This window comes from Ochrobactrum chromiisoli, from assembly GCF_026241335.1.
Classification (GTDB): domain Bacteria; phylum Pseudomonadota; class Alphaproteobacteria; order Rhizobiales; family Rhizobiaceae; genus Brucella; species Brucella chromiisoli.
Genome location: NZ_JAPHAV010000002.1, coordinates 99,589 through 124,275, shown reverse-complemented (window position 1 = coordinate 124,275; position 24,687 = coordinate 99,589). Strand labels below are relative to the sequence as shown.

Below are 24,687 nucleotides of genomic sequence, written 5' to 3'. Positions count from 1 at the left end.
TTCATGTCATCAAGCATGTTCAATCGTATAAAGGCCGACATTGATCGCGCCTTCTTCAAACCCGCCCTCGCAGTAACAAAGATAATATTCCCAAAGCCTGCGGAACCGGTCGTCAAAGCCCAGCTTTTCAATCGAAGGCCAATTGGCAGTAAAACGCTGCCGCCATTCAGCCAGCGTGAGCGCATAAGAGTGACCGAAATGATCAATCTCTTTCAAAACCAGACCAGCTTTGGAGAGGTCGCGTTCAAGCACCTTGTCGGAAGGTAAAAAACCTCCCGGAAAGATGAACTTCTGAATGAAATCCGCCTTGCGGCGATAGTTTTCATAGCGTGCATCTTCAATTGAGATGATTTGCAAAACGGCTTTGCCGCCCGGTTTTAAACACCGCTTGAGCGTCGCGAAATATTCGGGCCAGTAAGCCTCACCGACAGCCTCAAACATTTCGATGGAAACGATCCGGTCAAACTGCCCTTTGACATCGCGATAATCCTGCAAGCGCAAATCAACGGCATCCTTAAGTCCCGCATTCTGAACGACAGCCTTGCCCCAGGCGAGCTGGGAGGGTGACAAAGTGATCCCTGTGACATGCGCATCGCCATCATCTGCAAGATGGGCTGCCAAGGCGCCCCAACCACACCCAATCTCGAGGATTTTTTCGCCCCCCTCAAGCGCCAGTTTGTCAGCAATACGCTTCAACTTGTATGCCTGCGCATCTTCAAGGCTATGCGTGTTTTCATTCCAGATGGCTGACGAATACAGCATCGTGTGATCAAGCCACTGTTTGTAGAAATCATTGCCAAGGTCATAATGCGCCTCGATATTCTTGCGGCTGCCACGGCGTGTATTTGCATTGAGCAAATGCCCCACACGGTGAACAATGCGCATGAAGCGTGAACCGTGCAGCGTCGAAACAAGTGTGTCGCGATTGCGCGCGGCAAAGCGGATCACCGCTGTTAGGTCCGGGGACGACCAGTCACCGTCGATATAGGCCTGCGCAAAGCCAATATCGCCGCCCGCTAACAAGCGACGCAGGCAGCGCCAGCTCTTGATAACGATTTTTGCTTCCGGTCCGGGCAATATACCTTGAGCAACAACGGATTGTCCCGAAGGCAAAACAAGGTTCAGACGGCCATATCGCACCTGACTGAGCAGCCGCCTTAACACACGCGCCGACGGGCTTAAAACCGAACGACCAACAGATATGGGGGCCGGGTAATGGGAAGACTCATCAAACTGGCTCATGCAACCCTGTTCCTCTCCCGAGACATGTCATGATGGATATGGGATATGGGATCCTGCGGTGGGCTTGGACGCTTGCGGAGTTTCATCCCCTTCGCCCAGATTTTCAGCGCTTCCCAGTGAATGCCGCCGACAACGCGCAACGTCAGAAATGGAATGGCAAAAAAGGCACGCAACAAAGCCATGTCACTGAGCTCCACACGACGCGCCAGATGACGCGCTGTCAGCACCAGACCTTCGTCATCAAAAGTGTTGATCCTGACTGCGAGCTTATCCGCCGGAGGCTGAACCTCGAATTCATAGCGCAGCTTCATATCCATGAAGGGCGAAACATAAAACGCCTTGTCGCAGGTCTGCACGATGCGCTCGCCCTGCTCTGCTTCGACCGGGATCATATAGCCGTGGCGCTGCTTAAACGTGTTATCGACTTCCCATAGAATAGCCGTGAGCCGATCTTCACGATTATAGCAAAAGAAAATGCTCAACGGATTGAACGACCAGCCGAGGATACGCGGCATCGTCAGAAGACGGATCGCGCCTCCATCGGGTTGCATACCTGTGCTGCGCATTGCATCTTCAATCTGCGCCCGCAAAGATGTTGCTGATCCATTGCCGCGATCTTTTTCGCAAAAAGAAAACAGATTGAACCGATTGACCGAAAACAGCCTGAGCCTGCGGTGAAGCACATCCAGTTCATCAAGATCGAGCAACAGTGAATAGATTTTATAGGCGAGCTTATGTTCCTTTGGCCGCAAGCGGGCATGGGTCACATGCCCCGGAAAAAGTGCAGATTTGAAAATACCGGTCATGCCAGCGCCCTTTCCCGGATCGTTACAGGCTGGCGAACAATACGCGCGCTTTCCTGCTCAACCCGCCATGGGCGACGCAGTCCGCCGAGGTCTTCCGCTACTGCAAGACCGGCCTGCAAACCGTCCTCATGAAAACCGGAACCAAAATGTGCGCCACAAAACCAGGTTCGGCGCTGTCCCTGCAACGACCAGACTTCCCTCTGCGCGCGATCCGTTGCCATATCAAAGATTGGATGTTCATAGATCTCGCGATGGATCACCAGATCCTCACGCGGCGCACGACACGGATTGAGCGTGACAAATGTATCGGGCGCAGTTCCCAAGGGCTGCAAGCGGTTCATCCAGTAGGTGATTGAGGGCTGCGACGAACCGTTGGCTGCATTGGTCAGGTAATTCCAGCTCGACCATGCCGCCCGGCGTTTTGGCATGAGCGAAAGATCGGTATGAAGAACCGCCTCATTGCGTGAATATTTAAATGCACCAAGAATGCGGCTTTCCTCTGCACTGGGATCGGCCAGCATCCGCAAAGCCTGATCGGCGTGAGTTGCGATAACCACATCGTCAAAGAAATGAACACCACCGCTTGCATCGGTCAATTCGACCGCATTTTCATGCCGTCGCACCCATTTTATGGGTGTTGAAAGCCGGATATTGTCGGCATAGGGTTGTGTAATGCGCTGCACATATTCACGACTGCCACCCTTGACTGTCCGCCAGATCGGGCGATCCCGCAAAGCAAGCAAGCCATGATTGCAGCAAAAACGAACAAAGCTCGCTGCCGGATATTGACCAACTTCCATGGCAGGCGTTGACCAGATTGCAGCCGCCATCGGATAGAGATGATCCTCCCGGAAAGCCCGGCCATAAGCATTTCGCGCAAGATAATCATCAAGCGAAATGCCGCCCATCATCTCCAGGTCTTTGGGAGCGTTACGGTAAAAGCGCAAAAGATCGCGGATCATAGACCAAAAACGCGGGCGAACGAGATTTGAGCGCTGTGCAAACAGGCCAAGCCCGGTGCCGCCGGAATATTCATAAGCGCCATTTCCAATGGAGACGGCAAAGGACATATTCGATGCGGCAGTCGGAACATCAAGTATTTTAAACAATGCCGTCAGATTTGGATAAGTCACTTCATTATAAACAATAAAGCCCGTATCGACCGCAACGGGGCCGGTGTTGCTTGCAAATTCGACCGTATTGCTATGCCCGCCAATGCGCTCCGCTGCTTCAAAAACGGTGACGTCATGGCGTTGCGATAAAAGCCATGCAGCAGACAGACCAGAAATACCGCTCCCGATAATCGCGAGCCTAAGACGTTTAGCGCCGCCCGGATGGTTTGTAATGTCCATAAGTCCCTCACTGTGCCGCATTTCTCTATCTTACGTTTTGAGAAGACGATTGGTTCAACGGATGCTGAAACTTTCTTGGTTTTTTTAAACGGCTTAGGAAACCAAACAGCGGGACCAAACGTATTGCATGGTATAAATCGTCATTCTGACCCAGGGTGCGCCATGCAAATCGGCCTTCTTTTGATTGTTGCTATCTTTCTGTCTCTCCTCATGAGCTTTGCATGGGCGCTGGAGAGAAAAACCGGCAAAAGCGGCTGGATCGATGCAATATGGTCGCTTTCGGTTGGTCTGGGCGCGATGGTCGCCGTACTTCTGGCCGACACCTCTTGGCCGCGCCGTTCAGCGATCCTGATCCTCATCCTTGCATGGTCGCTACGGCTTGCCTTGCATATTGGACAGCGAAGCATGTCCCACGGCAAAGACCCGCGTTATGCAAAGCTGATGAAGGAATGGGGCGATAGCGCACCAAAACGTCTGTTCTGGTTTTTGCAGATACAGGCTTTGGCAGCGTTTATTCTGGTTCTTTCAGTCTACCTTGCCACTGTTAGCCGCCCTGAATTCCCGCATTTCATCGATATGATTGCTGTCGCACTTATCGCAATCGCGATCACGGGCGAAGCGCTGTCAGACGCACAACTTGCGCAGTTTCGCAAAACGCCTGCCGCCAAAACCGAAATCTGCGAGACCGGGTTTTGGGCCTATTCGCGCCATCCAAACTATTTCTTCGAATGGCTTTTCTGGTGCGCATGGCCGTTCATGGCAATCACCGCATCACCATGGAGCTGGCTATCGCTGCTCGCCCCCATCCAGATGTACTGGCTGCTGGTCCACGTATCGGGAATTCCACCGCTTGAAGACCACATGATCAAATCACGCGGAGAAAAATTCCGCGCACTGCAACGCCGCGTCAATGCGTTTTTTCCCGGTCCCAGAAAGCCGGAGTCGTAAATCACGAACCTGCAAGTGAAGAAACTGGCATATACAATCAAAGCAGCCCATGCTCAATCTTCTCAAGCCCGTCAGGCAAGGATTATTCAATGAATGCAAATGCACTTGTCTGGTTGCGGAATGACCTGCGCCTTGCGGACAATCCGGCACTTGATGCAGCCGTCAAACTCGGCGGTAGTATAACCGCGCTTTATGTTCATGAAATCAATCCCCAATTGCGCGCGCCCGGCGGCGCTGTGCTCTGGTGGCTGGAACAGAGCCTGAATTCGCTTGAGAAAAGCCTCCATGCGCGCAATGTCGAACTGATTGTTATGCATGGCGACGCACTGAAAATCATTGAACAGCTCGTCGAAAAAAATGGGTTTAATGCTGTTTTCTGGAACCGGCGCTATGCCCCGCAAGAACGTGACGTGGATGCTCATGTCAAAACAGCTCTGAAAGACAAAGGGCTGAACGTTGCCTCTTTTGCGGGCAATCTTCTGTCCGAGCCATGGGAGATCAAAACAGGCAGCGGCGGCCCGTATCAAGTCTTCACGCCTTACGCAAAGACCCTGCGCCAGCAAGGCGTAACCCGCCCCATTTCATCGTCTGACTGGAAAGCTGTACCGTCCACGCTGCGAGATAAACCGGAAAGAGCGCCTTTCAGACAGCCTTTCTGGTCGAAGAAAATGGAGGGTCTGTGGGAAATTGGCGAGGCCGCAGCCATCAATCAGCTCTACCATTTCTTTGATAAGACCATCCGCAATTATGCGGGCGATCGTGACCGCCCCAATGTTGAAGGCACTTCCAAGCTCTCGCCTCATCTTCGCTTTGGCGAGATTAGTCCGCGTCAGGCATGGCATGCAACACTATCGTTGATGGATGAGAACCCGGATACCCAGACCGGCGGCGAGAAATTCCTGTCCGAACTCATCTGGCGCGATTTTCATTATCATCAGCTCTACTTTCGCCCGGATATTGCCGAAAACGATATGCGCAACACGCTTGCAGATATCGAATGGAAACATGATCCGGCATTGTTTGAGGCTTGGACAAAGGGCAATACTGGCGTGCCAATGATTGACGCAGGCATGCGTCAGCTTTGGGCAACCGGGTGGATGCATAACCGCGTGCGTATGCTCGTCGCCTCTGTCTTAAGCAAGAACATGCAGATCGACTGGCGCGAAGGCGAAAAATGGTTCTGGAACACGCTGGTTGATGCCGACATCGCCAGCAATCCGGGAAGCTGGCAATGGGTGGCAGGTTGCGGCATGGATGCAGCCCCCTATTTTCGCGTTTTCAACCCAGTTCTGCAAGGCGACAAGTTTGACAGCGAAGGCGCTTATGTACGCGAATGGGTGCCAGAAATTGCAACCCTGCCGGAGCGTTGGATCCATAAGCCTTATGCGGCACCCGAAGACGTGCTGCAAAAAGCAGGCATCGTTCTCGGCAAAACGTATCCGTTTCCTGTCTTTAAAGCACCGAAAGCTGGGAAATAGAGCATTTCCAAGGATTCAATCAAAACAGGAAATGCTTCTGGCCACGGCTAATTTGGTGATGCGCTCATCTGAGTGCTTCCAGCTCAGCGATGCGCGCGGCACTGTCATGCTCTAAAGCGCGCGTCATTTCGCGAATAATGGTTTCCGCAAGAACGAAAATCGACGCTGATGAATCCCATGCCGAAGGCACCGCAATCCGTCCCGCCAAGACATGCCGGGCAACACGGGCAATCGGTGACAACCACTGATCGGTTATCAAAATAATCTCAACCCCTCGCCCACGCGCTTTTTCCGCAAGGCTTAACAAGCTTTCCTGATAACGGCGAATGTCAAAGACAACAAGAACATCGCGTTTTCCCATATCCAGCAGCCGATCACGCCACATGCTTTCCTGTCCACCCAGATGGAAAACATGCGGCCGGATAATCGACATATGCGCTGTCATATATTGTGCTATCGGATCTGTGAAACGCCCGCCGATCAGATAAGCGTTTCCCTTGGAATTGCTCAGAGCAGCAACGATCTGCTGCAATTGCTTGTCGCCCAGATGCCGAAAACTTTCCCGAATATTATCAAGTGTATATTCCACTGCCGGATAGGCCGTATCCGTTGCCTTGTCAGGCTTTTCGTTGCGATGATGCGGCGATTGCAACTGTGCAGCAAGCTCATTTTGCAAATGCGCCTGAAACTCCGAATAACTTTGAAAGCCGAGCCTGTTTACAAACCGCAGAATGGTCGGAGAACTGACGCCTGCCTGTGCTGAAAATTCTGCCACTGTTTTCAGCCCCAGCATGGGATAATTGGCAATCAGAGTTTGCGCGGCACTGCGCTCTCCGGCGGGCATGCTTTCGAGCCGTTCGTTCAGCAACTCCGCGATGCTGGCCCCCATCGATGTGGCAATTTCCATTCCCGCAGCTCTTTTCAATTTCGCACAAAATTATGTTTGACAAAGCATCTTACGACGTATCAAATATTCCGCAATAGCGCATATTTTTAAAAACGTAACAAAAGTTACAGCGCAGGGGAATAGAGAGAATGGCCGACCAGCGAGATCATCAGGACCCGGCCCTAAAGCCGGTTCTGGTCGTCAACGAAGCGGGGGGAAGTCCCTATGTTTTCGTTTGCGAACATGCATCCAATTTCATGCCTGAGCACTTTGATGGGCTTGGCCTCGACCCTCAATCGTTAAACGCACACATTGCTTGGGATCCGGGTGCTGTGGCGGTTGCACGCCATCTTAGTCAACAGCTTGATGCCCCTTTGATAGAGGCGACCTATTCACGCCTGCTGATTGATTGCAATCGTCCACTTGAAGCGCGCGATCTTATTCCTGAAATCAGCGAAACGACGGTCATCCCCGGCAATCATGATCTCAATTCCCTTGAACGCACAGCACGAATTGACCTGTCGCACAGGCCTTTTCACCGCTGTATTGAAGAAGTCATCCATGCACGTGCCACACGTGGACTACCATCGTGGATCGTCACCATTCACTCCTTCACGCCAATCTATAAGGGCATCTCACGCCCATGGCAGATTGGCATTATTCATGATGCGGATGCGCGCATTGCAGAGCCTTTGATTGCTGCACTTAAGAAAAACAAGGCGCTGAACGTCGGCGTAAATGAACCCTATTCACCAGCCGATCGCGTTTATTACACCCTTGAGCGACATGCGCGACCGCGCAATGCACCCTGTGCAATGATTGAGATACGCAACGACGAAATCGTCACCCGTGAAGCGCAGGAAACCTGGGCTAAGCAACTTGCTGCGATTTTTAGCGATATTGAGCGCGTGATACCGTGAGGAGCGAAGCATAATGGCCGAACAACTAACTTTCGACACATTAAAAAAAGCCGTCGCAAATGACGAAATTGATACGGTTCTCGCCTGCTTCGTCGATATGCAGGGCCGCCTGATCGGCAAACGTTTTTATGCGGAATTCTTCGTGGAAACGGCCCATGATGAAACGCATGGCTGCAATTACCTGCTCGCCAATGACATCGATATGGAGCCGGTTCCGGGCTATGAAGCCGCAAGTTGGGACAAGGGTTATGGCGACTTCGTGATGAAGCCAGACCTCTCCACCCTGCGTCTTGCGCCATGGCTGGAAAAAACCGCGATCGTGCTTTGTGACGTGCTTGATCATCACGATCACAAAGATCTTGCGCATTCACCGCGTGCGGTTCTTAAAAAGCAGCTCGCCCGCCTGCATGAACGCGGCTATCGCGCCTATTTCGCATCGGAACTCGAATTCTATCTCTTTGATGAAACCTATAAAACCGCGCGCGCCAAACATTGGCAGGAGATGGAAACCGCCTCTCCCTACGTGCAGGATTATGTGATCCACCTGACCACCAAAGAAGAGCAGGTTCTGCGCGCCATGCGCAATCATTTAGGTGCTGCCGGTATCCCGGTTGAAAACTCCAAAGGTGAATGGGGGCCGGGTCAGCAGGAACTCAACGTTCGCTATGCGGAAGCACTTGAAATGGCCGACCGTCATGTCATCATGAAAAACGCCATGAAGGAAATCGCCGAGGCCCATGGCAAGTGCATCACCTTCATGGCCAAATATGATTATGACAAGGCTGGCAGTTCAAGCCATGTGCACAACTCTATCTGGAGTGCGGATGGCAAGGAGCCATTGTTTTTTGATCCCAAAGCACCACACACCATGACACCGCTGATGCGCTCATGGGTGGCAGGCCAGCTTAAATATGCGGCTGAATATACGTATTTTCTGGCGCCTTATATTAACTCTTATAAACGCTTTCAGGCGGGCACATTCGCGCCGACAAAGATCATGTGGAGTCAGGATAACCGCACAGCAGGCTTCCGGCTTTGTGGCGAAGGCAGCAAATCTATCCGCATCGAATGTCGGATTGGCGGCGCTGATCTCAACCCCTATCTTGCATTTGCAGCGCTCATTGCGGCAGGCTTAAAGGGCATCGACGAAGCGCTGGAACTGGAAGATCCTTTCGTTGGCGATGCCTATAGCGCAGTCAAACTCAAGGAAATTCCATACACGCTGCGCGAAGCGGCAGAAGCCCTCAAGAACTCGGCATTCCTCAAGGAAGCACTCGGTGAAAAAGTGGTCAATCACTATGTCCACACCGCCCACTGGGAGCAGATTGAATATGACCGTCGCGTAACCGACTGGGAACTGCATCGTGGTTTCGAACGCTACTAAACTTACATAAGGAATTGCCCGATGAGCGGCACGGCCAGAATTATCTCCCCTATCGATGGCTCGGTTTATGCAGAGCGCGCCTATGCCAGTGACACCGCGATCCATGCAGCAGTCACGGCGGCACGCAAGGCGCAACCCCAATGGGCAGCTTTAAACATTGCAGAACGGGCCGGTTATTGTCGTGCAGCTCTGGATGCGCTGGCTGCAATGCAGGATGAAATCATTCCTGAAATTGCCTGGCAAATGGGGCGCCCCACACGTTATGGCGGCGAAAATGGCGGCGTTCAGGAACGCGGCCAATACATGATCGACATTGCAGAAGAAGCGCTGAAACCTTATGTGCCTGCACAAAAAGATGGCTTTCGCCGCTATGTAAAGCATGTTCCGCTGGGCGTGGTCATGGTCATCGCGCCGTGGAACTATCCCTATCTCACCGCCGTCAATACGATCATTCCGGCATTGATGGCAGGCAACACGGTTCTGCTTAAACATGCAACGCAAACTTTGCTGACGGGCGAACGCTTCGCGCAGGCCTTTGAGAAGGCCGGCATTCCAAAAGGCGTTTTCCAGAATATCGTTCTCGATCATGCCTCTACAGAAAAACTGCTGGCATCAGGCACCATCGACCATGTCAACTTTACAGGCTCCGTTGGCGGTGGCCGGGCTATCGAAAAGGCAGCCGCTGGCACTTTCATGACGCTGGGACTAGAGCTTGGCGGCAAAGACCCCGCCTATGTATTGCCCGACGTTAATCTCGACCATGCTGTTGCCAATCTGGTCGATGGTGCTTTTTTCAATTCCGGTCAATGCTGCTGTGGCATCGAACGTATCTACGTGCATGAAGCTGTTTATGACCGATTTGTCGATGGTTTCATCGATCTGACAAAGCAATATGTCGTCGGCAATCCACTGGATGCCGCAACAACGCTTGGACCGATGGCACAAGCCCGTTTTGCCGATCTTATTCGTGAGCAGAAAGCCGAAGCCCTGCGCAAAGGCGCGAAGGCTCATGTCAACATGAAGGTCGACAATGACACAGCCGGTTCGCCTTATATTGCACCGGAGGTGCTCACCCATGTTGATCACCAGATGAGCGTCATGCGGGAAGAAAGCTTTGGCCCCATTGTAGGCATCATGAAGGTGCGCAATGATGAGGAAGCGCTCGCGCTGATGAATGACAGCATTTACGGCCTCACCGCGTCGCTCTGGACAAGCGATACCGACCATGCAGCGGCACTTGGCGACCGCATCGAAACTGGTACCGTCTTCATGAACCGCTGCGATTATCTTGATCCGGCATTGGTTTGGACCGGCGTGAAGGATACCGGCAAGGGTGCTGCCCTTTCGCCTATCGGTTATGGCAACCTGACACGGCCAAAATCCTTCCACCTGCGTGAAAAAATCTGATCTGTTTCAAATATCTGGAAAGCATCGACATGACCGATCTGACTGCCAAATGGAATTTCCCGACCACCGTGCTTTTTGGACCGGGCCGTATTAAGGAACTGCCGGCCGTGCTGAAAGCAGCCGGTATCGAACACCCACTATTTGTCACCGATCCAGGACTTGCAAAACTTCCCGTGGTTGCTTCCACGCTTGCCATTCTTGATAAGGCAGGCGTCAAATATGCCGTCTTCTCCGATGTGAAGCCCAACCCGGTTGAAAGCAACCTCAATGCTGGCGTCAACGTCTTTAATGACGGCAAGCATGATGGTGTGATTGCATTTGGTGGCGGTTCCGCACTTGATCTGGGGAAGCTCATAGCCTTTCAGGCAGGTCAAACGCGCCCTGTCTGGGACTTTGAAGATGTTGGCGACTGGTGGACCCGCGCTGACAGCAGCGCAATTGCGCCGATTATTGCCGTGCCGACCACGGCGGGAACCGGCTCGGAAGTGGGCCGCGCGGGTGTTCTGACCAATGAAGCAACCCACACCAAGAAAGTTATTTTTCACCCCAAAATGCTCCCCGTGACGGTCATTGCCGATCCTGAGCTTTCAATCGGCATGCCGCCTTCCATCACTGTTGGCACAGGCATGGATGCGCTTGCGCATTGTCTGGAAGCCTATTGCGCGCCCGGTTTTCACCCCATGGCCGATGGCATTGCGGTTGAAGGTATCCGACTGGTATTTGAAAATCTGCCAAAGGCCTATGCCAATGGCTCTGACATTGAAGCCCGTGCCAATCTGATGGCGGCAGCCGCCATGGGGGCGACCGCATTCCAAAAAGGGCTGGGCGCGATCCACTCGCTATCCCATCCAATTGGTGCGCTTTACGACACACATCACGGCATGACCAACGCCGTTTTCATGCCTTATGTTCTGTATCATAACCGGGCTGCAATCGAAAAGCGCATTGAACGGCTTGCAAATTATCTGGGTATCAAAGGCGGATTTGACGGGTTCATTGACGCAATCATGAAGTTACGCAGCGATCTCGGTGTTCCCGACACATTGCAGGATTTTATCAAGGGTCTTGAAATGGACGAAGGCCGCAAGACACTGATCGCAGAAATGGCCATTGTCGATCCGACAGCAGGCGGCAATCCGATTGAACTCACGAAGCAGGGTGCGCTTGATCTGCTCAATGCTTCCCTCACAGGCAGAGCCTAACATCGAGAGCCCCGTGCATTTTTCCAGATGCGCGGGGCTCTTCTGAAAACGCATTTTAGCGGTGTTGGAAGAACGGCTTACTATTTTGTATATAAGCCCCTCGAACGTTCAAGGTGATGAAGCATGGCACCTTCCGCAGCATCCGGGTCTCGTTTAGCGATACTATCAAGAATTTCTTCATGCTCGACCAGCGTGTAGTTTTCCTTACCCGTCCAAATCAGCATATGAGTGTGATATTCGCGCAGCCAGGACAGCATAGACTCGCTCACCGCTACAAAAATCGGATTGCCGGATATTTTCGCAATACGGATATGAAACTCCATATCGGCTGAAATGAATGCATCCGCATCGCCCAACGATTCCCGCTGCCGCTCGACGATCGCACGAAGATCGGCAATGTCCTTATCGCTCGCTTTAAGGGCAGCTTCACGGGCAATACCGCGTTCAAAAAAGATACGCGCACTCTTGAGATGCTCCAGCGTATCAATCGATTGAGCGAGCATAATTTTCGCTGTAGGATCAACCTGCTGAAAGATAGACCTCGCAGTGAGCTTTAACACCTTTGCACGCTCGCCATGCGAAATGCTGACCAGCCCCATCTTGGCAAGTGACTGCATCGCCTCGCGGATCGCCGGGCGGCCCACACCAAAACGCTCCATCAGCACGCGTTCAGACGGCATTTCATCGCCGGGCGTCAATTCGCCAGACGTAATCATGTTTTCGAGCCGGTCAAAAACTTCGTCAGATAACTTGCGGCGAACGATGGGTTCTATGGGCTTGTTCATGGCATCTCACTGTTCATGAGCTTTCTCCCCCCTTATGCATCTTCAAGCGACGGGATGAAAGTTGTTACCCACATTCTCATCAATGGGCCAACAATTTTCCACTTGCAGATATTGGAATACTCATTATACCAGTTCGCTATCGGAGCCAAGTGCTTCAATCGCATCCTGGGAAGTGAGGAGAAATTTTCCGGCGAATGCGCGACATAAAATGTCAGAGCCTTTCTGACATGGGTGGAACACGAGAGCGAATCCCGAAAAGTGTGAAACGGTTTTCGGGATGCGCTTCAAAAAAGCAGCGAGCGACAAAGAACCCGATGAACATCTGTCTGACCTATCGCATTGAGACAACCGGCAGCATCGAAAAGATGGCCGCCAAAATCGCCAGCGATCAGTCGACCGGCACTTTTGTCGCCCTCCCCGGTGAAACGGAAGAATTAAAAGCCCGCGTTGCAGCGCGTGTGTTGGAAATCCGCCCCCTTGAAGACGCAACAGTTCCAGCCTGGCCAGAGCTTGAACCCGGACACGGCCCTATCAAGCGTGCTGATGTGGACATTGCTTTTCCGCTCGATGCGATCGGCACCGACCTTGCAGCGCTGATGACGATTGCCGTTGGCGGTGTTTACTCGATCAAGGGCATGACCGGCATCCGCGTGATCGACATGAAGCTGCCGGAAGCTTTCAAGGGCGCGCATCCCGGCCCGCAATTCGGCATAGCCGGAAGCCGCCGTCTGACAGGCGTTGAAAAGCGCCCAATCATTGGCACTATCGTTAAGCCAGCACTCGGCCTGCGTCCGCATGAGACCGCAGAACTCGTCGGTGAACTGATCGAATCCGGCGTCGATTTCATCAAGGATGATGAAAAGCTGATGAGCCCTGCCTATTCGCCACTTAAAGAGCGCATTGCAGCGATCATGCCGCTTATTCTCAATCACGAGCAGAAGACCGGCAAGAAAGTTATGTATGCTTTCGGCATTTCACACGCCGATCCTGATGAGATGATGCGCAATCATGACATGGTGCTGGAGGCTGGCGGTAATTGCGCGGTTGTCAACATCAACTCCGTCGGTTTTGGCGGCATGAGCTTCCTGCGCAAGCGTTCCGGTCTTGTGCTACATGCGCACCGTAACGGCTGGGACATCCTGACCCGCAATCCCGGCACTGGCATGGATTTCCGCGTCTATCAGCAGTTCTGGCGCCTGCTCGGCGTCGATCAGTTCCAGATCAACGGCATCCGCGTGAAATACTGGGAGCCGGACGAAAGCTTCGTCAATTCGTTCAAGGCTGTCAGCACGCCGCTGTTCGACCCGACCGATTGCCCGCTGCCTGTGGCAGGTTCCGGCCAGTGGGGCGGACAGGCACCTGAAACCTATGAGCGCACAGGTCGCACGACGGACCTTCTTTATCTTTGCGGCGGCGGCATTGTCAGTCATCCGGGTGGCCCGGCAGCTGGTGTTCGTGCCGTGCAGCAGGCATGGGAAGCAGCAGTCGCTGGCATCCCTCTTGAAACCTATGCCACGAACCATCCTGAGCTTGCAGCCTCGCTCGATAAGTTCGGGAAAGGAGGCGAATAATGACGAACAATCTTCTCCTGTCCTATTATGGCGACGACCTCACCGGCTCGACCGACGTTATGGAAGCCATGGCTTCCAACGGCGTTGACACTGTGCTTTTCATGAATGTACCGGATGAAAAGCTTCTGTCACGCTTTTCCCATTGCAAAGCCATCGGCCTTGCAGGCACCAGCCGCAGCGAAACGCCGGAATGGATGCAGGAACATCTCACGCCTGCATTCAACTGGCTGAAAAGCCTGAATGCTGCGATTGCCCATTACAAGGTCTGCTCGACATTCGATTCCGCACCGCATGTAGGCAATATCGGCAAGGCCGTGGAAATCGGCAAAGCGATCTTTAATCAGGCTTATGTGCCGCTGATAGTCGGCGCACCACAGCTCAAGCGATATACCGCTTTCGGCAATCTCTTTGCCGCCTATCAGGGTGAAACCTACCGTATAGACCGCCATCCGGTCATGAGCCGTCATCCCGTGACGCCAATGCACGAGGCGGACCTACGCGTCCATCTGGCACAGCAGACAGCACTAAAAACCGTGCTTGCGGACCTCGTAGCGCTTTCAGCCGCCGATGCGAATGACCGCTTGGATGCGATTGCCAAAAATGCTGACGGCATGTTGCTGCTTGACGTCGACAGCCACGAAAGCCAGTTGCAGGCGGGCGAACAGCTTTGGCGTTTGCGTCCTGATGCGGGCTGGTTTGTTGCTGGCTCGTCAGGCGTTGAATATGCGCTTCTGACTGCATGGGCCAAAGCCGGGCTGATCGGTGCGAAGAAAGAGTTTGCGCTTCCCGGAAAGGCGGACCGCATTGCGGTCGTTTCAGGCAGCGTGTCACCAACCACCGAGCGCCAGATCCGCCACGCGACCGCTTCCGGCTTTACCGGCATTGATCTCAATCCGCTCGATATTATCGGCGAAAACAGTGCTCAGGCTATCGAAACCGCCATTGCAGAAGGCCAGAAGGCGCTCAAGCAAGGCAACAGCGTGATCCTCAACACGGCGCTCGGCCCTTCGGCTGATCGCGGTGTAGAAATCGACAAGATCGCAGGCAGCCGCCACAAACTGGCGCGCAGCCTCGGCTTCATCCTCCGCAGCCTTGTCGAGCGCGAACAGCTTACCCGCGCGGTCATTGCCGGCGGCGATACGTCCAGCCACGCATTGCGTGAATTGCACGTCGATGCACTCACCACGCTTCTGCCGCTTCCACAAACACCGGGGTCGCCGCTTTGCACGGCGCACGGCGCTCACGCCGCCACCAACGGCCTCCAGATTGCTCTCAAGGGCGGTCAGGTCGGTTCTGACGGATATTTCAGCCAGATTCGCGATGGCTTGACCGCGTGAAACTGGAAGACTCATTGACTGGTTATGCCAGTTGGATACCAAAACTACGGGAAGGAAATACAATTATGACAGCTATCGCTTTGTTTGGAGCGGGCGGCAAGATGGGCTACCGTCTGGCCAAGAACCTCAAAGGTTCGCGCTTTGACGTTCGTCACATCGAAGTCAGCGACGCCGGTAAGGAACGCCTGAAAAACGAACTCGGCATCGACACCATTGATGCGGATGCAGGTCTGGAAGGCGCAGACGTCGTCATTCTGGCTGTGCCAGATACCATCATCGGTAAAGTTGCAGCAGGCATTGTTGACAAGCTCAAGCCCGGCACGATGGTTATTGCACTCGATGCAGCCGCACCATTTGCCGGTCACCTGCCGGAACGCGCAGACCTCACCTATTTCGTGACCCATCCTTGCCATCCACCAATCTTCAACGACGAAACCGACATGCAGGCAAAGAAAGACCACTTCGGCGGTCTGTTTGCCAAGCAGCACATCGTTTCAGCCCTGATGCAGGGCCCGGAAGAAGCTTATGCACTGGGTGAAGAAATCGCCAAGGTCATCTGGGCACCCGTCATGCGTTCGCACCGCGTCACCGTCGAGCAGCTTGCAATTCTCGAGCCAGGTCTTTCGGAAACCGTTTGCGCATCGCTTCTGGTTGTGATGAAGCAGGCCATGGACGAATGCGTTCGTCGCGGCGTTCCTGAAGAAGCAGCGCGCGACTTCCTGCTCGGCCACATGAATGTTCTTGGCGCCGTCATCTTTGGCGAAGTCCAGGGCGTGTTCTCCGATGCCTGCAACAAGGCAATCGAATTCGGTATTCCTGCGCTGATGCGTGACGACTGGAAGAACGTTTTTGAGCCGGAAGAAATCGCAGAAAGCATCCGTCGCATCACGTAATTACTATGAGGGAGGGCGCTAGCCCTCCCTTTTTCAGCCGTTTGGGAGACAGGCTTGATTTGGGAGGAAACATGCAGAAAATTGCGCAAATTTTGCAATTTCAGCAGTTTCGCCAATATTGAACACGAGCATGTCCCGAAAAGCAGGATAAAGGTTCAGTAAATGGCAGAATTGAATGGCGCTCTGATCGGCTGCGGCTTCTTCGCAATCAACCAGATGCATGCATGGAATGACGTCTTGGGTGCCAAAATCGTGGCGATCTGCGACCGCGATCCTGAGCGTTTGAAGATTGTCGGCGACCAGTTTGGCATCGAACGTCGCTACACGGATGCGCAGGCGCTGTTTGCAGATGGCGGCATCGACTTTGTCGACATCGCCACCACAGTTTCAAGCCATCGCGCTCTTGTGGAGCTTGCAGCGGCCCACAAGGTACCCGCAATCTGCCAGAAACCTTTTGCCAAAACGCTCGATGATGCAAAGGCCATGGTGAAGATCTGCGATGAAGCGGGTATTCCGCTGATGGTCCATGAAAACTTCCGCTGGCAGACGCCTATTCAGGCGGTACGCAAGGCGCTTGATAGCGGCGCTATCGGCACGCCTTTCTGGGGACGTTTCTCCTTCCGCTCCGGCTTCGACGTGTTTTCCGGCCAACCTTATCTTGCAGAGGGCGAACGCTTTATCATCGAAGATTTAGGCATTCACACGCTTGATATTGCACGCTTTATTCTGGGCGATGTGACCAGCCTTGTCGCACGCACCAAGCGCGTCAACCCCAAGATCAAAGGCGAAGACGTAGCAACCATTCTCATGGACCATGAAAATGGTGCAACCTCTATTGTCGATGTGAGCTACGCCACCAAGCTGGAGACAGATCCATTCCCGGAAACACTTATTGAACTTGATGGCGAGAAAGGCTCTATCCGGCTTTATCACGGCTACCGCCTTGAAGTGATAACGCCAAACGGCACCACGGTTTCCGACGTTTCGCCAAAGCTGCTTTCATGGGCCTCACGTCCATGGCACAATATTCAGGAAAGCGTTTTTGCTATTCAGCAGCATTGGGTGGCGCAGCTCGCATCGGGCAAAGAAACTTCCACATCGGGCGCGGATAATCTCAAGACTTTCGCGCTTGTTGAAGTCGCCTATGAAAGTGCCGCGAGCGGCAACCGCGTCGACATTACGGCATTGCTCAAATGAGCAACATCGATCCTTTTCTGCTCTATGGTACGCGTGAAGCAGAAGCTAAGCCGAAGCGTTTAAAAGCGGGCCTGCTTGAGGTTGATCTAAGCGATGGCAACCTTCGCACCATTCAATATGATGGCGTTGAAGTTCTGCGTAGCATCTCCTATCTGGTGCGGGATCGTGACTGGGGAACCTACAGTCCAGTAATTCACGATCTGAACGTCGAACAGACCGAAGCCGGCTTTACCGTCACCTATCAGGCGCGTTGCGAAGGGCCGGATGCGACCCAGCTCACCATTGATGTTCGCATTCAGGCAGAGAACGACGGCACGCTCGCTTTTGATGCTTTGACCAATAGCATGACAGGCTTTGAAACCAATCGCTGCGGCTTTTGCATCCTGCATCCGATTGTTGGCGTTGCGGGTTCGCCGATTAGTGTCGAGCATGTCGATGGTACGCTCAACAAAACCCATCTACCCGATCTGATTGAGCCATGGCAGCCTTTCAAGGATATGCGTGCGATCACCCATGAGGCCATGCCAGGCGTTTCAGCCGAGTGCCGCATGGAAGGCGATACGTTTGAGATGGAAGATCAGCGCAACTGGTCCGATGCATCTTATAAGACCTATGTGCGTCCGCTTGCTTTGCCATGGCCTTATCAGATCGAAGCCTTAAAACCCCAGCATCAGCGCATTGTGCTCAACATTACTGACACGCGCACAGCGAGACCAAATACCACCCGGTATGCCAAGCCGGTGAGCATTACGCTTGGTGACACAAGTGGCAAAATGCCGAATATCGGTATTATCATCACACCGGAAGAAGCCAAAGCAAGCCTTGCCGCGATTGATCTGTTGCAGGAAACTGGCCCGCAGGATTTGTTATTTCATTACGACCCGCTGGCAGGTCATAAAGGCTCGGCTTTTGCGGATTTTGCAGCCCTGGCAGCAAGCTATCAAGGACGAATTTCTCTTGAAATTGCATTGCCTTGTGAGAAATCGCTTATAAATGAAACGAAGCAAATTGCTTCTGACATGGAAGCGGCTGGCTTTGACCCGAATGCGGTCATTGTTTCACCTGCGATAGACCGGCAGTCCACGCCGCCCGGCAGCGAATGGCCACCCTGCCCGCCACTTGAAGATGTTTATGCGGCAGCAAAAACAGCTTTTCCGAATATGAAGCTTGGCGGCGGAATGCTGAGCTATTTCACCGAGCTTAATCGCAAGCGCGTTCCGGGCGACCTGATTGATTTCGTCACCCATTGCACCAATCCGATTGTTCATGCCGCTGACGATCTGAGCGTCATGCAGACATTGGAGGCACTGCCTTTCATCACCCGTTCTGTACGGGCGATCTACGGCGACAAGCCCTATCGCATCGGGCCGTCGACCATCCCCATGCGCCAGAACCCTTATGGCAGCAGAACGATGGACAACCCGAATGGTAAACGCATTGCCATGGCCAATCGCGACCCACGCCATAATGGAAAATTCGCTGAAAGTTTTGCAATGGCCTATGCCATTTCGGTGCTGAATGCTGGCCTTGACAGCCTGACACTTTCGGCCCTCACCGGCCCGTTCGGACTTATTGCAGATGACAACGAGCCAACAGCTAGGGGTGACAAGCGTCCGTTGTTCAACGCCGTAAAAGTGCTTTCGCAGCTTGCCGGGAAAAACTTCCAATTGTGCCAGTCTTCACGTCCATCGGACGTTCTTGCGGTTGCCGTAGAAGATAAGGTCTGGCTTGTTAATATTACATCCCATGAACAGGCCGTGGTCATTGCAGGCGGTGAGGCAATAACTTTAGCACCCTATGGCGTGCAATCATTGAGCAAATAAAAAACGGGCCGTTGGCCCGTTTTTTTTATTCTGAATTAACGGCGTTTTGCTGGCTGCTCGCCAAGCGTCATCCCGTGACGCTTTGAGAGCTCGGCAATCACAAGCTCAAGCTCCTGCGCCTTGCGCGTAGCATCCCAACCAAACTCAACACTGAGAATATCGGCGATTGCTGCGAGATTGGCGTTCGACAGCGCGCCATCAATCGCCAGCGTTGTCCGTCGCAGAACAACGTCTGAGAGATGCACAACCAGTTCATTACGCGCGATCCACGCAATTTCCGCACGGCTGATACTGTCGGTATCAGGCAAAAGCGTAACGCCAACTTTGGCTTCGTCCTGAATGATTGGCAATGCCGTTGTGCCATAACGCTGCAAAAGTGTCTCGACACGTTCGACTGCAAGCCCGGTTTCCTTGGCGTATTTTGCCACCCATGCGGTGCGCGCACGGTCATCTGCCGGGTAGTCCTTGCCGCCGCCGATGGTCAGAGTTCTGGTTGATTTGAGACGTTCGCGGCCAAAGCGCTTGAGCACCGTGTCTGCCACTTCTTCCGCAAAGCCGCGGAACGTCGTCCACTTGCCGCCGACCAGCGAAATAATCGCAAACGGACGGCCTGCATCCGGCTCAATAACCGGTGCGGAGTGGTCACGGCTGATAAGGCCCGGCTCCGACGCATTGGAGGCAGGCAGCGGGCGAATGCCGCTATAGGTATAGACGATCTGGCTGCGATCGAATTTCAGCTTCGGCAGCAGCGAACGCAGGCTCTCGATGAAGTAATCGATTTCCTTGTCTTCCGCGAAAACCTCATCCGGGTTGTTTGCCGGAATATCCGTTGAACCGACCAGCGCAAGACCGTGATAATCATAGACAAGGCAGATACGACCATCATCCGCCTCAAAGTAGATCATGCGACCCTTTAGGCTTTTGACCAGTTCAGGGTGGTCAACGAGGATATGCGAACCCTTCGTTCCGCCGATCATCTTGGTTTCTTTACCAAGCGCCGCATTAACATGATCGATCCATGGACCGGCCGCGTTGATGACGATTTTTGGCTTAACCGTGAATTGCGCGCCATCCGGCCCTTCAAAACTCACTGCGCCGTCTGCGGCCGCAACAATGGCCGTGAAATTCGCTGCCGCACTTTTCGAATTGGCCTTCAAACCATCGCTGATCAGCTCATAAACCAAACGTTCCGGCTTACTGACCCATGCGTCATAATAAATGCCACCGCCAACGATTGACGGCGTCATATAAGGCATTTCTTTCAAAGCACTCTTTTTCAAAAGAAAATTGTGCTTTGGCATAACGCGCTCGCGCGCACCAAAATAATCGTAAAGACCAAGGCCGATTTTGATCAGCACGGCACCACGACTGCGTGGCGCAGTTGTCGAGCCAAACAGAGTACGAAGTGCTGCGGTGATGCCCTTCGTCCAGGAGAAAACCGGAATGAATGTCGGTAGCGGACGGACATTATGCGGCGCATTTTTGAGCAATATATTGCGCTCGACGGTTGATTGAGCCACAAGACCGAATTCACCGGTTTCAAGATATTTGAGGCCACCGTGAATAAGGCGCGAAGGGGCCGCACTCGTGCCGGAGCCAAAGTCGCCCTTATCAACGATGAAACAGCTTACGCCCTGTTCACTCAAGTCGCGATAGAGCCCCGCGCCATTGATACCCGCGCCCAGAATAAGCACATCAACACCGTCAGCTTCGAGTTGGCTGATGCGGTTCTTCATTTGGGCACTGTTTACGAAATCGTTCATTTCACTGTCTTCGCTGTCTTTTAGAGCGCATTTCGATCTAACTGAATCAGATCGGCGCTCTAAATCATTGTCTTAACGCGCATCTTTATCCGAAAACCGTTTTACACTTTTCGGGATGCGCTCTAATCTGTAAGCGCATCAATTTTGGACCAGATCGGCCCCATCGCGGATGCGATTTCCTTGAACAAGGCATAGCGCTTTTCATATTGTTCGCTGCGCGCAGCATCGGGGATATAGGTCCGGCCAATCGCATCAAGATCGCGCGGATCGCTGTAAACGTCGGCGAAAACGCCTGCACCCTTGCCTGCACAAAGTGCAGCCCCCCATGCTGCTGCTTCATCCGTATCGGTGACAGTGACCGGCATACCCAGCACATTGGCAAACATCTGCGCAAATGAAGGACTGCGCGACACGCCGCCCGTCAGACGGGCGCTCGAGATTTCAAAACCATCTTTCAAATGATCGACATGGATGCGGTGGTTAAAAGCAATGCCTTCCCAGACTGCACGCAGCATATCGCCACGTTCCTGCCAGCCACGCAGACCAAAGAACGCGCCGCTCGCCATCGCACCGTAAGGTGATCCGAACAGATAAGGGTGGAACAAAGCCGTTGAAGGCTTAGCCAATGCTGCGTCGATTTCTGGCCTCAGCATGTCATGAATTGAGCGTCCTGTTTCTTCCGCTTCACGACGTTCAGCCGGGCAGAGCTTGTCAAGAAACCAGTCATAATTTGCGGTCGAAGCAGGCGAAATGGACATGTTGTTCCACTCACCCGGCGCAATCCCATTGCGGCAGAACCAGCTCTTATCGATATTGGGCTTCGACGACAGCGTTTCATTGATCGAGTAGGTCCCGGCGACAACTGCAACTGTACCAATCTTGAGACCACCGACACCCAGCGCAGAAGCGGTCACATCATGCAGGCCGCCAACAACAGGTGTTCCAGCAACAAGCCCGGTACGGTTTGCGCAGCCTTGCGAAACACCACCCACGATTTCATCTGAACGCGACATGCGCGGCAGCGCATCCCAAAGTGCTTCGAGGCCGAAAAGTTTAAGCGCGTCCTGCGAATAATCCTGTGTTTTGTAATCGGTAAAAGACGTCGATGCTTCAGTGCGGTCAGTGCCGACTTCACCCGTCAGGCAGAAACGCAGCCAGTCCTTGCATGCAATCACATGGCCGATACGTGCGTAACGTTCAGGCTCATTTTCCCTGACCCAGGCCAGAATGGCGGAAGGAGCAGACGCGTGTGGCAGTTGACCAGTGATCGCAATTGACTGCTCTGCAACAGCGCTGTTTACCCAGCGCTCAGCCACGTCAACGGCACGGCTATCCAGCGACAGAATGCCCTTGCCAAGTGGACGCTGGTCCTTATCAAGCATGTAGATGCCATCGCCATGGGCCGTGGTGGCAATAGCGAGGATGTCAGAGGCAGGGCGTCCGCTTTTTGAAAGCGCTTCGGCAATCGCATCCGCAGTTGCATTCCAGAATTCGTCCATGTCACGCTCAACATGGCGCGGTTTTGGAAAATATTGGGGTACACGGCGACGGGCGACGGCAAGCGTCGTCCCATCAACGTCAAATATAACGGCCTTGGTGACGGTCAGTCCGCTATCAATTCCCAACAGAGACGGCATGGATCGTATTTCCTGATATATATGCGCTAAATTCTGAAGCCTTCCGGCTTATTCTTTCGTTCCGCCAGAACCGGCGATAACCACATTGATGTTCTGCGATTGCATTCGCTCAATGTGTTCAAGCGATGTCTTGTCATCAACGATAACGACATCGAAATCTTTCAATGCACCAAAATTATGCAGCGCCCTGCGCTCGAACTTCGTGTGATCGGTCAAGAGCACGCGCTTTGCCGCACATTCAAGCATAGCGCGCTTTGTTTCGATCATTTCCGGTGATTGGTGGAACAGCAGATCATCGGTAATTGCAGCAATCGAAATAAAAGCCACATCCGCACGCAGACGGCGGATTTCATGAATCGTCATCCCACCAACAAAGGCGTTGCACCAGTTATAAAGCTGACCGCCGAGACCGAGCAGCGTGACATCTTTCATGTCACGCACTTCGTTCATCAGGATCAGTGAATTGGTGATAACGGTCAATGGCCCCTTTTCCGGCAGATAAGGCACCATCTGTAGAACGGTTGTAGAGTCGTCAAAGAAAATGGCCTGACCCGGCTCAACAAACTGCATCGCGGCTTCGGCGATCAGTTTCTTCTCTTCAGACTGACGGGCGACGCGATAAAGATCGCTTGCTTCAATGAGGCTTGTGGGTGCAGCGGAAACGATACCGCGTGATTTACGAAACAGGCCGCGACTGACCAGTTCGTCCACATCACGATGTGCGGTCATAAGGCTGATTGCGAAACGCTCGGTCAGATCTTCAATCCGCACCGACCCTTCCGACATAATCAATTCTGCAATTTGCTGGCGGCGAACCAACTGACGTGCGTGCCTGCTGTCATTCGGCACCTGCTCAGTCAGAAGGCTATCAATGCTTGCTTTGTTGCTTGTAACCATGCTTACCACTCGTCCCCAGCCCGCTCAATGTATTGACCGGTCCCGATTCATAGCATCGGTACTAAAATACTTAGAGGAGCGCGGGGTTTAACCCGCGCCCCATCCATGTAGGTCTTACTGTTCCAGAACGAATGGAGCAGTGTACTTGTCAACATTGTCCTTGGTGATCAGGAAGCAATCGAAAAGCTGCTTTTCCTGGTCAACGCCGGTCTTGCCAGTCTTGATGAAGTTGTCGGCCTGCTTGACAGCAGCTTCCGAGAAGATCGCAACTGGCTGCAGAACGGTGTACTGCAGTTCACCAGCCTTGATCGCAGCAACGGCATCTGGCGAACCGTCGAAACCACCAACCTTGACCTGATCAAGCTTGCCAGCCTTTTTCAGAGCAGCGATTGCACCAAGAGCCATTTCGTCGTTACCCGAGATAACGCCGATGATGTCCGGGTTTGCCTGAAGCAGAGCCTGCATCTTGTCGTGACCCTGCGTACGGTTCCAGTTCGCAACGTCCTGACCAACCTTTACGAGGTCAGGATACTGCGAAAGAACTGTTTCATAGCCGTTCGAACGCGTGGCAGCATTGTTGTCTGACGGCGAACCGAACAGCTCAACATACTTGCCTTCTTCACCAACGCTCTCAACCCACTGCGTTGCACCAAGTGCTGCACCCTGTGCGTTGTTTGAAACGAGCTGAGCTTTAGCCAAGCCTTCCTGGTTGATTTCAGCGTTTACCAGAAACACTGGAATGCCAGCGGCAACAGCGCGCTTGACCGCACCGACCGAACCATCAGCATTTGCCGGGTCGAGAATGATCGCAACAGACTTGTTGGTAATTGCGGTGTCGATCAGGTTGCTTTCGGTGTTGGTGTCACCCTTGTGGCCGCCAACAACAGCCGAATAGCCGAGGCCTTCAGCGGTTTTCTTGGCGATTTCACCTTCGGTGTACCAGTATGGGTTCGAAGGATCGTTGACCACGATTGAAATCAGACCTTCAGCCCATGCGGTGCTGGCGATTAGCGGCAATGCTGCAGCAGCAGCAAACAGAACGCGCATACCCTTCTTAAACATGTCTCACTCCCGTAACAATTATCATTGAGTTATACCGGTTTCCCGGCGTTACCACTTCCAATGGGCGAGACTTTTAAATGTGGTCGCCGTCTTGGAA

At 53.3% G+C, this 24,687-nt stretch carries 19 protein-coding genes and 1 pseudogene; 11 read left to right on the top strand and 9 right to left on the bottom strand.

Annotated elements, in window-relative coordinates; all coding sequences use genetic code 11:
- Positions 1-9: 9 nt before the first annotated feature.
- From OPR82_RS07305 to OPR82_RS07295, 3 genes and pseudogenes are all read right to left on the bottom strand, one after another.
- Positions 10-1,242: an SAM-dependent methyltransferase gene (locus tag OPR82_RS07305; RefSeq protein WP_265984006.1), complete on the bottom strand. Its 1,233-nt coding sequence runs from the start codon at positions 1,240-1,242 to the stop codon at positions 10-12.
- A pseudogene (locus OPR82_RS07300) lies at positions 1,229-2,048 on the bottom strand (DUF1365 domain-containing protein). Before OPR82_RS07300 ends, OPR82_RS07305 begins: the two are co-directional and overlap by 14 nt.
- A complete protein-coding gene (locus OPR82_RS07295; RefSeq protein ID WP_265984004.1) occupies positions 2,045-3,400 on the bottom strand; it encodes an NAD(P)/FAD-dependent oxidoreductase in 1,356 nt (451 codons plus the stop codon). Before OPR82_RS07295 ends, OPR82_RS07300 begins: the two are co-directional and overlap by 4 nt.
- A 162-nt stretch (positions 3,401-3,562) precedes the next feature.
- On the opposite strand from OPR82_RS07295, the gene OPR82_RS07290 reads away from it, so the two are divergent.
- Both OPR82_RS07290 and OPR82_RS07285 read left to right on the top strand, forming a co-directional pair.
- Positions 3,563-4,348, top strand: a complete 786-nt coding sequence (locus OPR82_RS07290; protein WP_265984003.1) for a DUF1295 domain-containing protein — start codon at positions 3,563-3,565, stop codon at positions 4,346-4,348.
- 89 nt (positions 4,349-4,437) lie between these two features.
- The gene (locus OPR82_RS07285) at positions 4,438-5,826 is read left to right on the top strand and encodes a cryptochrome/photolyase family protein (protein WP_265984002.1); all 1,389 of its coding nucleotides are present in this window, start codon (positions 4,438-4,440) and stop codon (positions 5,824-5,826) included.
- A 64-nt stretch (positions 5,827-5,890) separates the two neighbouring features.
- Here OPR82_RS07285 and OPR82_RS07280 read toward each other — a convergent pair whose 3' ends face one another.
- Positions 5,891-6,733 carry a MurR/RpiR family transcriptional regulator gene (locus OPR82_RS07280; protein ID WP_265984001.1) on the bottom strand — a complete coding sequence of 281 codons (843 nt, stop codon included), beginning with the start codon at positions 6,731-6,733 and terminating at the stop codon, positions 5,891-5,893.
- A 128-nt stretch (positions 6,734-6,861) separates the two neighbouring features.
- Between OPR82_RS07280 and OPR82_RS07275 the strand changes: the two genes are divergently transcribed.
- From OPR82_RS07275 to OPR82_RS07260, 4 genes are read left to right on the top strand one after another with little or no spacing between them, the layout of a single operon-like run.
- Positions 6,862-7,632 (top strand): N-formylglutamate amidohydrolase, encoded by a 771-nt coding sequence (locus OPR82_RS07275; RefSeq protein ID WP_265984000.1) that lies wholly within the window; start codon positions 6,862-6,864, stop codon positions 7,630-7,632.
- A 13-nt stretch (positions 7,633-7,645) separates the two neighbouring features.
- The gene (locus OPR82_RS07270) at positions 7,646-9,016 is read left to right on the top strand and encodes a glutamine synthetase family protein (protein ID WP_265983999.1); all 1,371 of its coding nucleotides are present in this window, start codon (positions 7,646-7,648) and stop codon (positions 9,014-9,016) included.
- Positions 9,017-9,037: 21 nt separating this feature from the next.
- Positions 9,038-10,423 (top strand): aldehyde dehydrogenase family protein, encoded by a 1,386-nt coding sequence (locus tag OPR82_RS07265; RefSeq protein ID WP_265983998.1) that lies wholly within the window; start codon positions 9,038-9,040, stop codon positions 10,421-10,423.
- A gap of 29 nt (positions 10,424-10,452) precedes the next feature.
- Positions 10,453-11,625 carry an iron-containing alcohol dehydrogenase gene (locus tag OPR82_RS07260; RefSeq protein ID WP_265983997.1) on the top strand — a complete coding sequence of 391 codons (1,173 nt, stop codon included), beginning with the start codon at positions 10,453-10,455 and terminating at the stop codon, positions 11,623-11,625.
- An 80-nt stretch (positions 11,626-11,705) separates the two neighbouring features.
- Here OPR82_RS07260 and OPR82_RS07255 read toward each other — a convergent pair whose 3' ends face one another.
- On the bottom strand, positions 11,706-12,410 hold the full coding sequence (locus OPR82_RS07255) for a transcriptional regulator NanR (RefSeq protein ID WP_265983996.1): 705 nt from the start codon (positions 12,408-12,410) through the stop codon (positions 11,706-11,708).
- Between the two features lie 314 nt (positions 12,411-12,724).
- On the opposite strand from OPR82_RS07255, the gene oiaX reads away from it, so the two are divergent.
- From oiaX to apnL, 5 genes are all read left to right on the top strand, one after another.
- A complete protein-coding gene (gene oiaX, locus OPR82_RS07250; protein ID WP_265983995.1) occupies positions 12,725-13,981 on the top strand; it encodes a 3-oxo-isoapionate-4-phosphate decarboxylase OiaX in 1,257 nt (418 codons plus the stop codon).
- Positions 13,981-15,318, top strand: a complete 1,338-nt coding sequence (locus OPR82_RS07245) for a four-carbon acid sugar kinase family protein (protein ID WP_265983994.1) — start codon at positions 13,981-13,983, stop codon at positions 15,316-15,318. Before oiaX ends, OPR82_RS07245 begins: the two co-directional genes overlap by 1 nt.
- Before the next feature lie 65 nt (positions 15,319-15,383).
- Positions 15,384-16,211: a phosphogluconate dehydrogenase C-terminal domain-containing protein gene (locus tag OPR82_RS07240; RefSeq protein WP_265983993.1), complete on the top strand. Its 828-nt coding sequence runs from the start codon at positions 15,384-15,386 to the stop codon at positions 16,209-16,211.
- A gap of 162 nt (positions 16,212-16,373) precedes the next feature.
- On the top strand, positions 16,374-17,408 hold the full coding sequence (locus OPR82_RS07235; protein WP_265983992.1) for a Gfo/Idh/MocA family protein: 1,035 nt from the start codon (positions 16,374-16,376) through the stop codon (positions 17,406-17,408).
- Positions 17,405-19,231: a D-apionate lactonase gene (gene apnL, locus OPR82_RS07230; RefSeq protein WP_265983991.1), complete on the top strand. Its 1,827-nt coding sequence runs from the start codon at positions 17,405-17,407 to the stop codon at positions 19,229-19,231. Before OPR82_RS07235 ends, apnL begins: the two co-directional genes overlap by 4 nt.
- A 35-nt stretch (positions 19,232-19,266) precedes the next feature.
- Here the strand turns inward: apnL and OPR82_RS07225 are convergent, their stop codons facing one another.
- From OPR82_RS07225 to OPR82_RS07210, 4 genes are all read right to left on the bottom strand, one after another.
- Positions 19,267-20,994 carry a glycerol-3-phosphate dehydrogenase/oxidase gene (locus OPR82_RS07225; protein WP_407673233.1) on the bottom strand — a complete coding sequence of 576 codons (1,728 nt, stop codon included), beginning with the start codon at positions 20,992-20,994 and terminating at the stop codon, positions 19,267-19,269.
- A gap of 122 nt (positions 20,995-21,116) precedes the next feature.
- Positions 21,117-22,631 carry an FGGY-family carbohydrate kinase gene (locus OPR82_RS07220; protein WP_265983990.1) on the bottom strand — a complete coding sequence of 505 codons (1,515 nt, stop codon included), beginning with the start codon at positions 22,629-22,631 and terminating at the stop codon, positions 21,117-21,119.
- A 48-nt stretch (positions 22,632-22,679) separates the two neighbouring features.
- Complete coding sequence (locus tag OPR82_RS07215) at positions 22,680-23,528, bottom strand: DeoR/GlpR family DNA-binding transcription regulator (protein WP_265983989.1); 849 nt, start codon at positions 23,526-23,528, stop codon at positions 22,680-22,682.
- A gap of 114 nt (positions 23,529-23,642) precedes the next feature.
- Complete coding sequence (locus tag OPR82_RS07210; RefSeq protein ID WP_265983988.1) at positions 23,643-24,590, bottom strand: D-ribose ABC transporter substrate-binding protein; 948 nt, start codon at positions 24,588-24,590, stop codon at positions 23,643-23,645.
- Between the last annotated feature and the right edge of the window lie 97 nt (positions 24,591-24,687).

What these genes read in the sequence shown, in the direction of transcription:
- OPR82_RS07305 (WP_265984006.1), bottom strand. Translation starts at nt 1,242, where the DNA reads ATGAGCCAGTTTGATGAGTCTTCCCATTACCCGGCCCCCATATCTGTT.
- OPR82_RS07295 (WP_265984004.1), bottom strand. Translation starts at nt 3,400, where the DNA reads ATGGACATTACAAACCATCCGGGCGGCGCTAAACGTCTTAGGCTCGCG.
- OPR82_RS07290 (WP_265984003.1), top strand. Translation starts at nt 3,563, where the DNA reads ATGCAAATCGGCCTTCTTTTGATTGTTGCTATCTTTCTGTCTCTCCTC.
- OPR82_RS07285 (WP_265984002.1), top strand. Translation starts at nt 4,438, where the DNA reads ATGAATGCAAATGCACTTGTCTGGTTGCGGAATGACCTGCGCCTTGCG.
- OPR82_RS07280 (WP_265984001.1), bottom strand. Translation starts at nt 6,733, where the DNA reads ATGGAAATTGCCACATCGATGGGGGCCAGCATCGCGGAGTTGCTGAAC.
- OPR82_RS07275 (WP_265984000.1), top strand. Translation starts at nt 6,862, where the DNA reads ATGGCCGACCAGCGAGATCATCAGGACCCGGCCCTAAAGCCGGTTCTG.
- OPR82_RS07270 (WP_265983999.1), top strand. Translation starts at nt 7,646, where the DNA reads ATGGCCGAACAACTAACTTTCGACACATTAAAAAAAGCCGTCGCAAAT.
- OPR82_RS07265 (WP_265983998.1), top strand. Translation starts at nt 9,038, where the DNA reads ATGAGCGGCACGGCCAGAATTATCTCCCCTATCGATGGCTCGGTTTAT.
- OPR82_RS07260 (WP_265983997.1), top strand. Translation starts at nt 10,453, where the DNA reads ATGACCGATCTGACTGCCAAATGGAATTTCCCGACCACCGTGCTTTTT.
- OPR82_RS07255 (WP_265983996.1), bottom strand. Translation starts at nt 12,410, where the DNA reads ATGAACAAGCCCATAGAACCCATCGTTCGCCGCAAGTTATCTGACGAA.
- oiaX (WP_265983995.1), top strand. Translation starts at nt 12,725, where the DNA reads ATGAACATCTGTCTGACCTATCGCATTGAGACAACCGGCAGCATCGAA.
- OPR82_RS07245 (WP_265983994.1), top strand. Translation starts at nt 13,981, where the DNA reads ATGACGAACAATCTTCTCCTGTCCTATTATGGCGACGACCTCACCGGC.
- OPR82_RS07240 (WP_265983993.1), top strand. Translation starts at nt 15,384, where the DNA reads ATGACAGCTATCGCTTTGTTTGGAGCGGGCGGCAAGATGGGCTACCGT.
- OPR82_RS07235 (WP_265983992.1), top strand. Translation starts at nt 16,374, where the DNA reads ATGGCAGAATTGAATGGCGCTCTGATCGGCTGCGGCTTCTTCGCAATC.
- apnL (WP_265983991.1), top strand. Translation starts at nt 17,405, where the DNA reads ATGAGCAACATCGATCCTTTTCTGCTCTATGGTACGCGTGAAGCAGAA.
- OPR82_RS07225 (WP_407673233.1), bottom strand. Translation starts at nt 20,994, where the DNA reads ATGAACGATTTCGTAAACAGTGCCCAAATGAAGAACCGCATCAGCCAA.
- OPR82_RS07220 (WP_265983990.1), bottom strand. Translation starts at nt 22,631, where the DNA reads ATGCCGTCTCTGTTGGGAATTGATAGCGGACTGACCGTCACCAAGGCC.
- OPR82_RS07215 (WP_265983989.1), bottom strand. Translation starts at nt 23,528, where the DNA reads ATGGTTACAAGCAACAAAGCAAGCATTGATAGCCTTCTGACTGAGCAG.
- OPR82_RS07210 (WP_265983988.1), bottom strand. Translation starts at nt 24,590, where the DNA reads ATGTTTAAGAAGGGTATGCGCGTTCTGTTTGCTGCTGCTGCAGCATTG.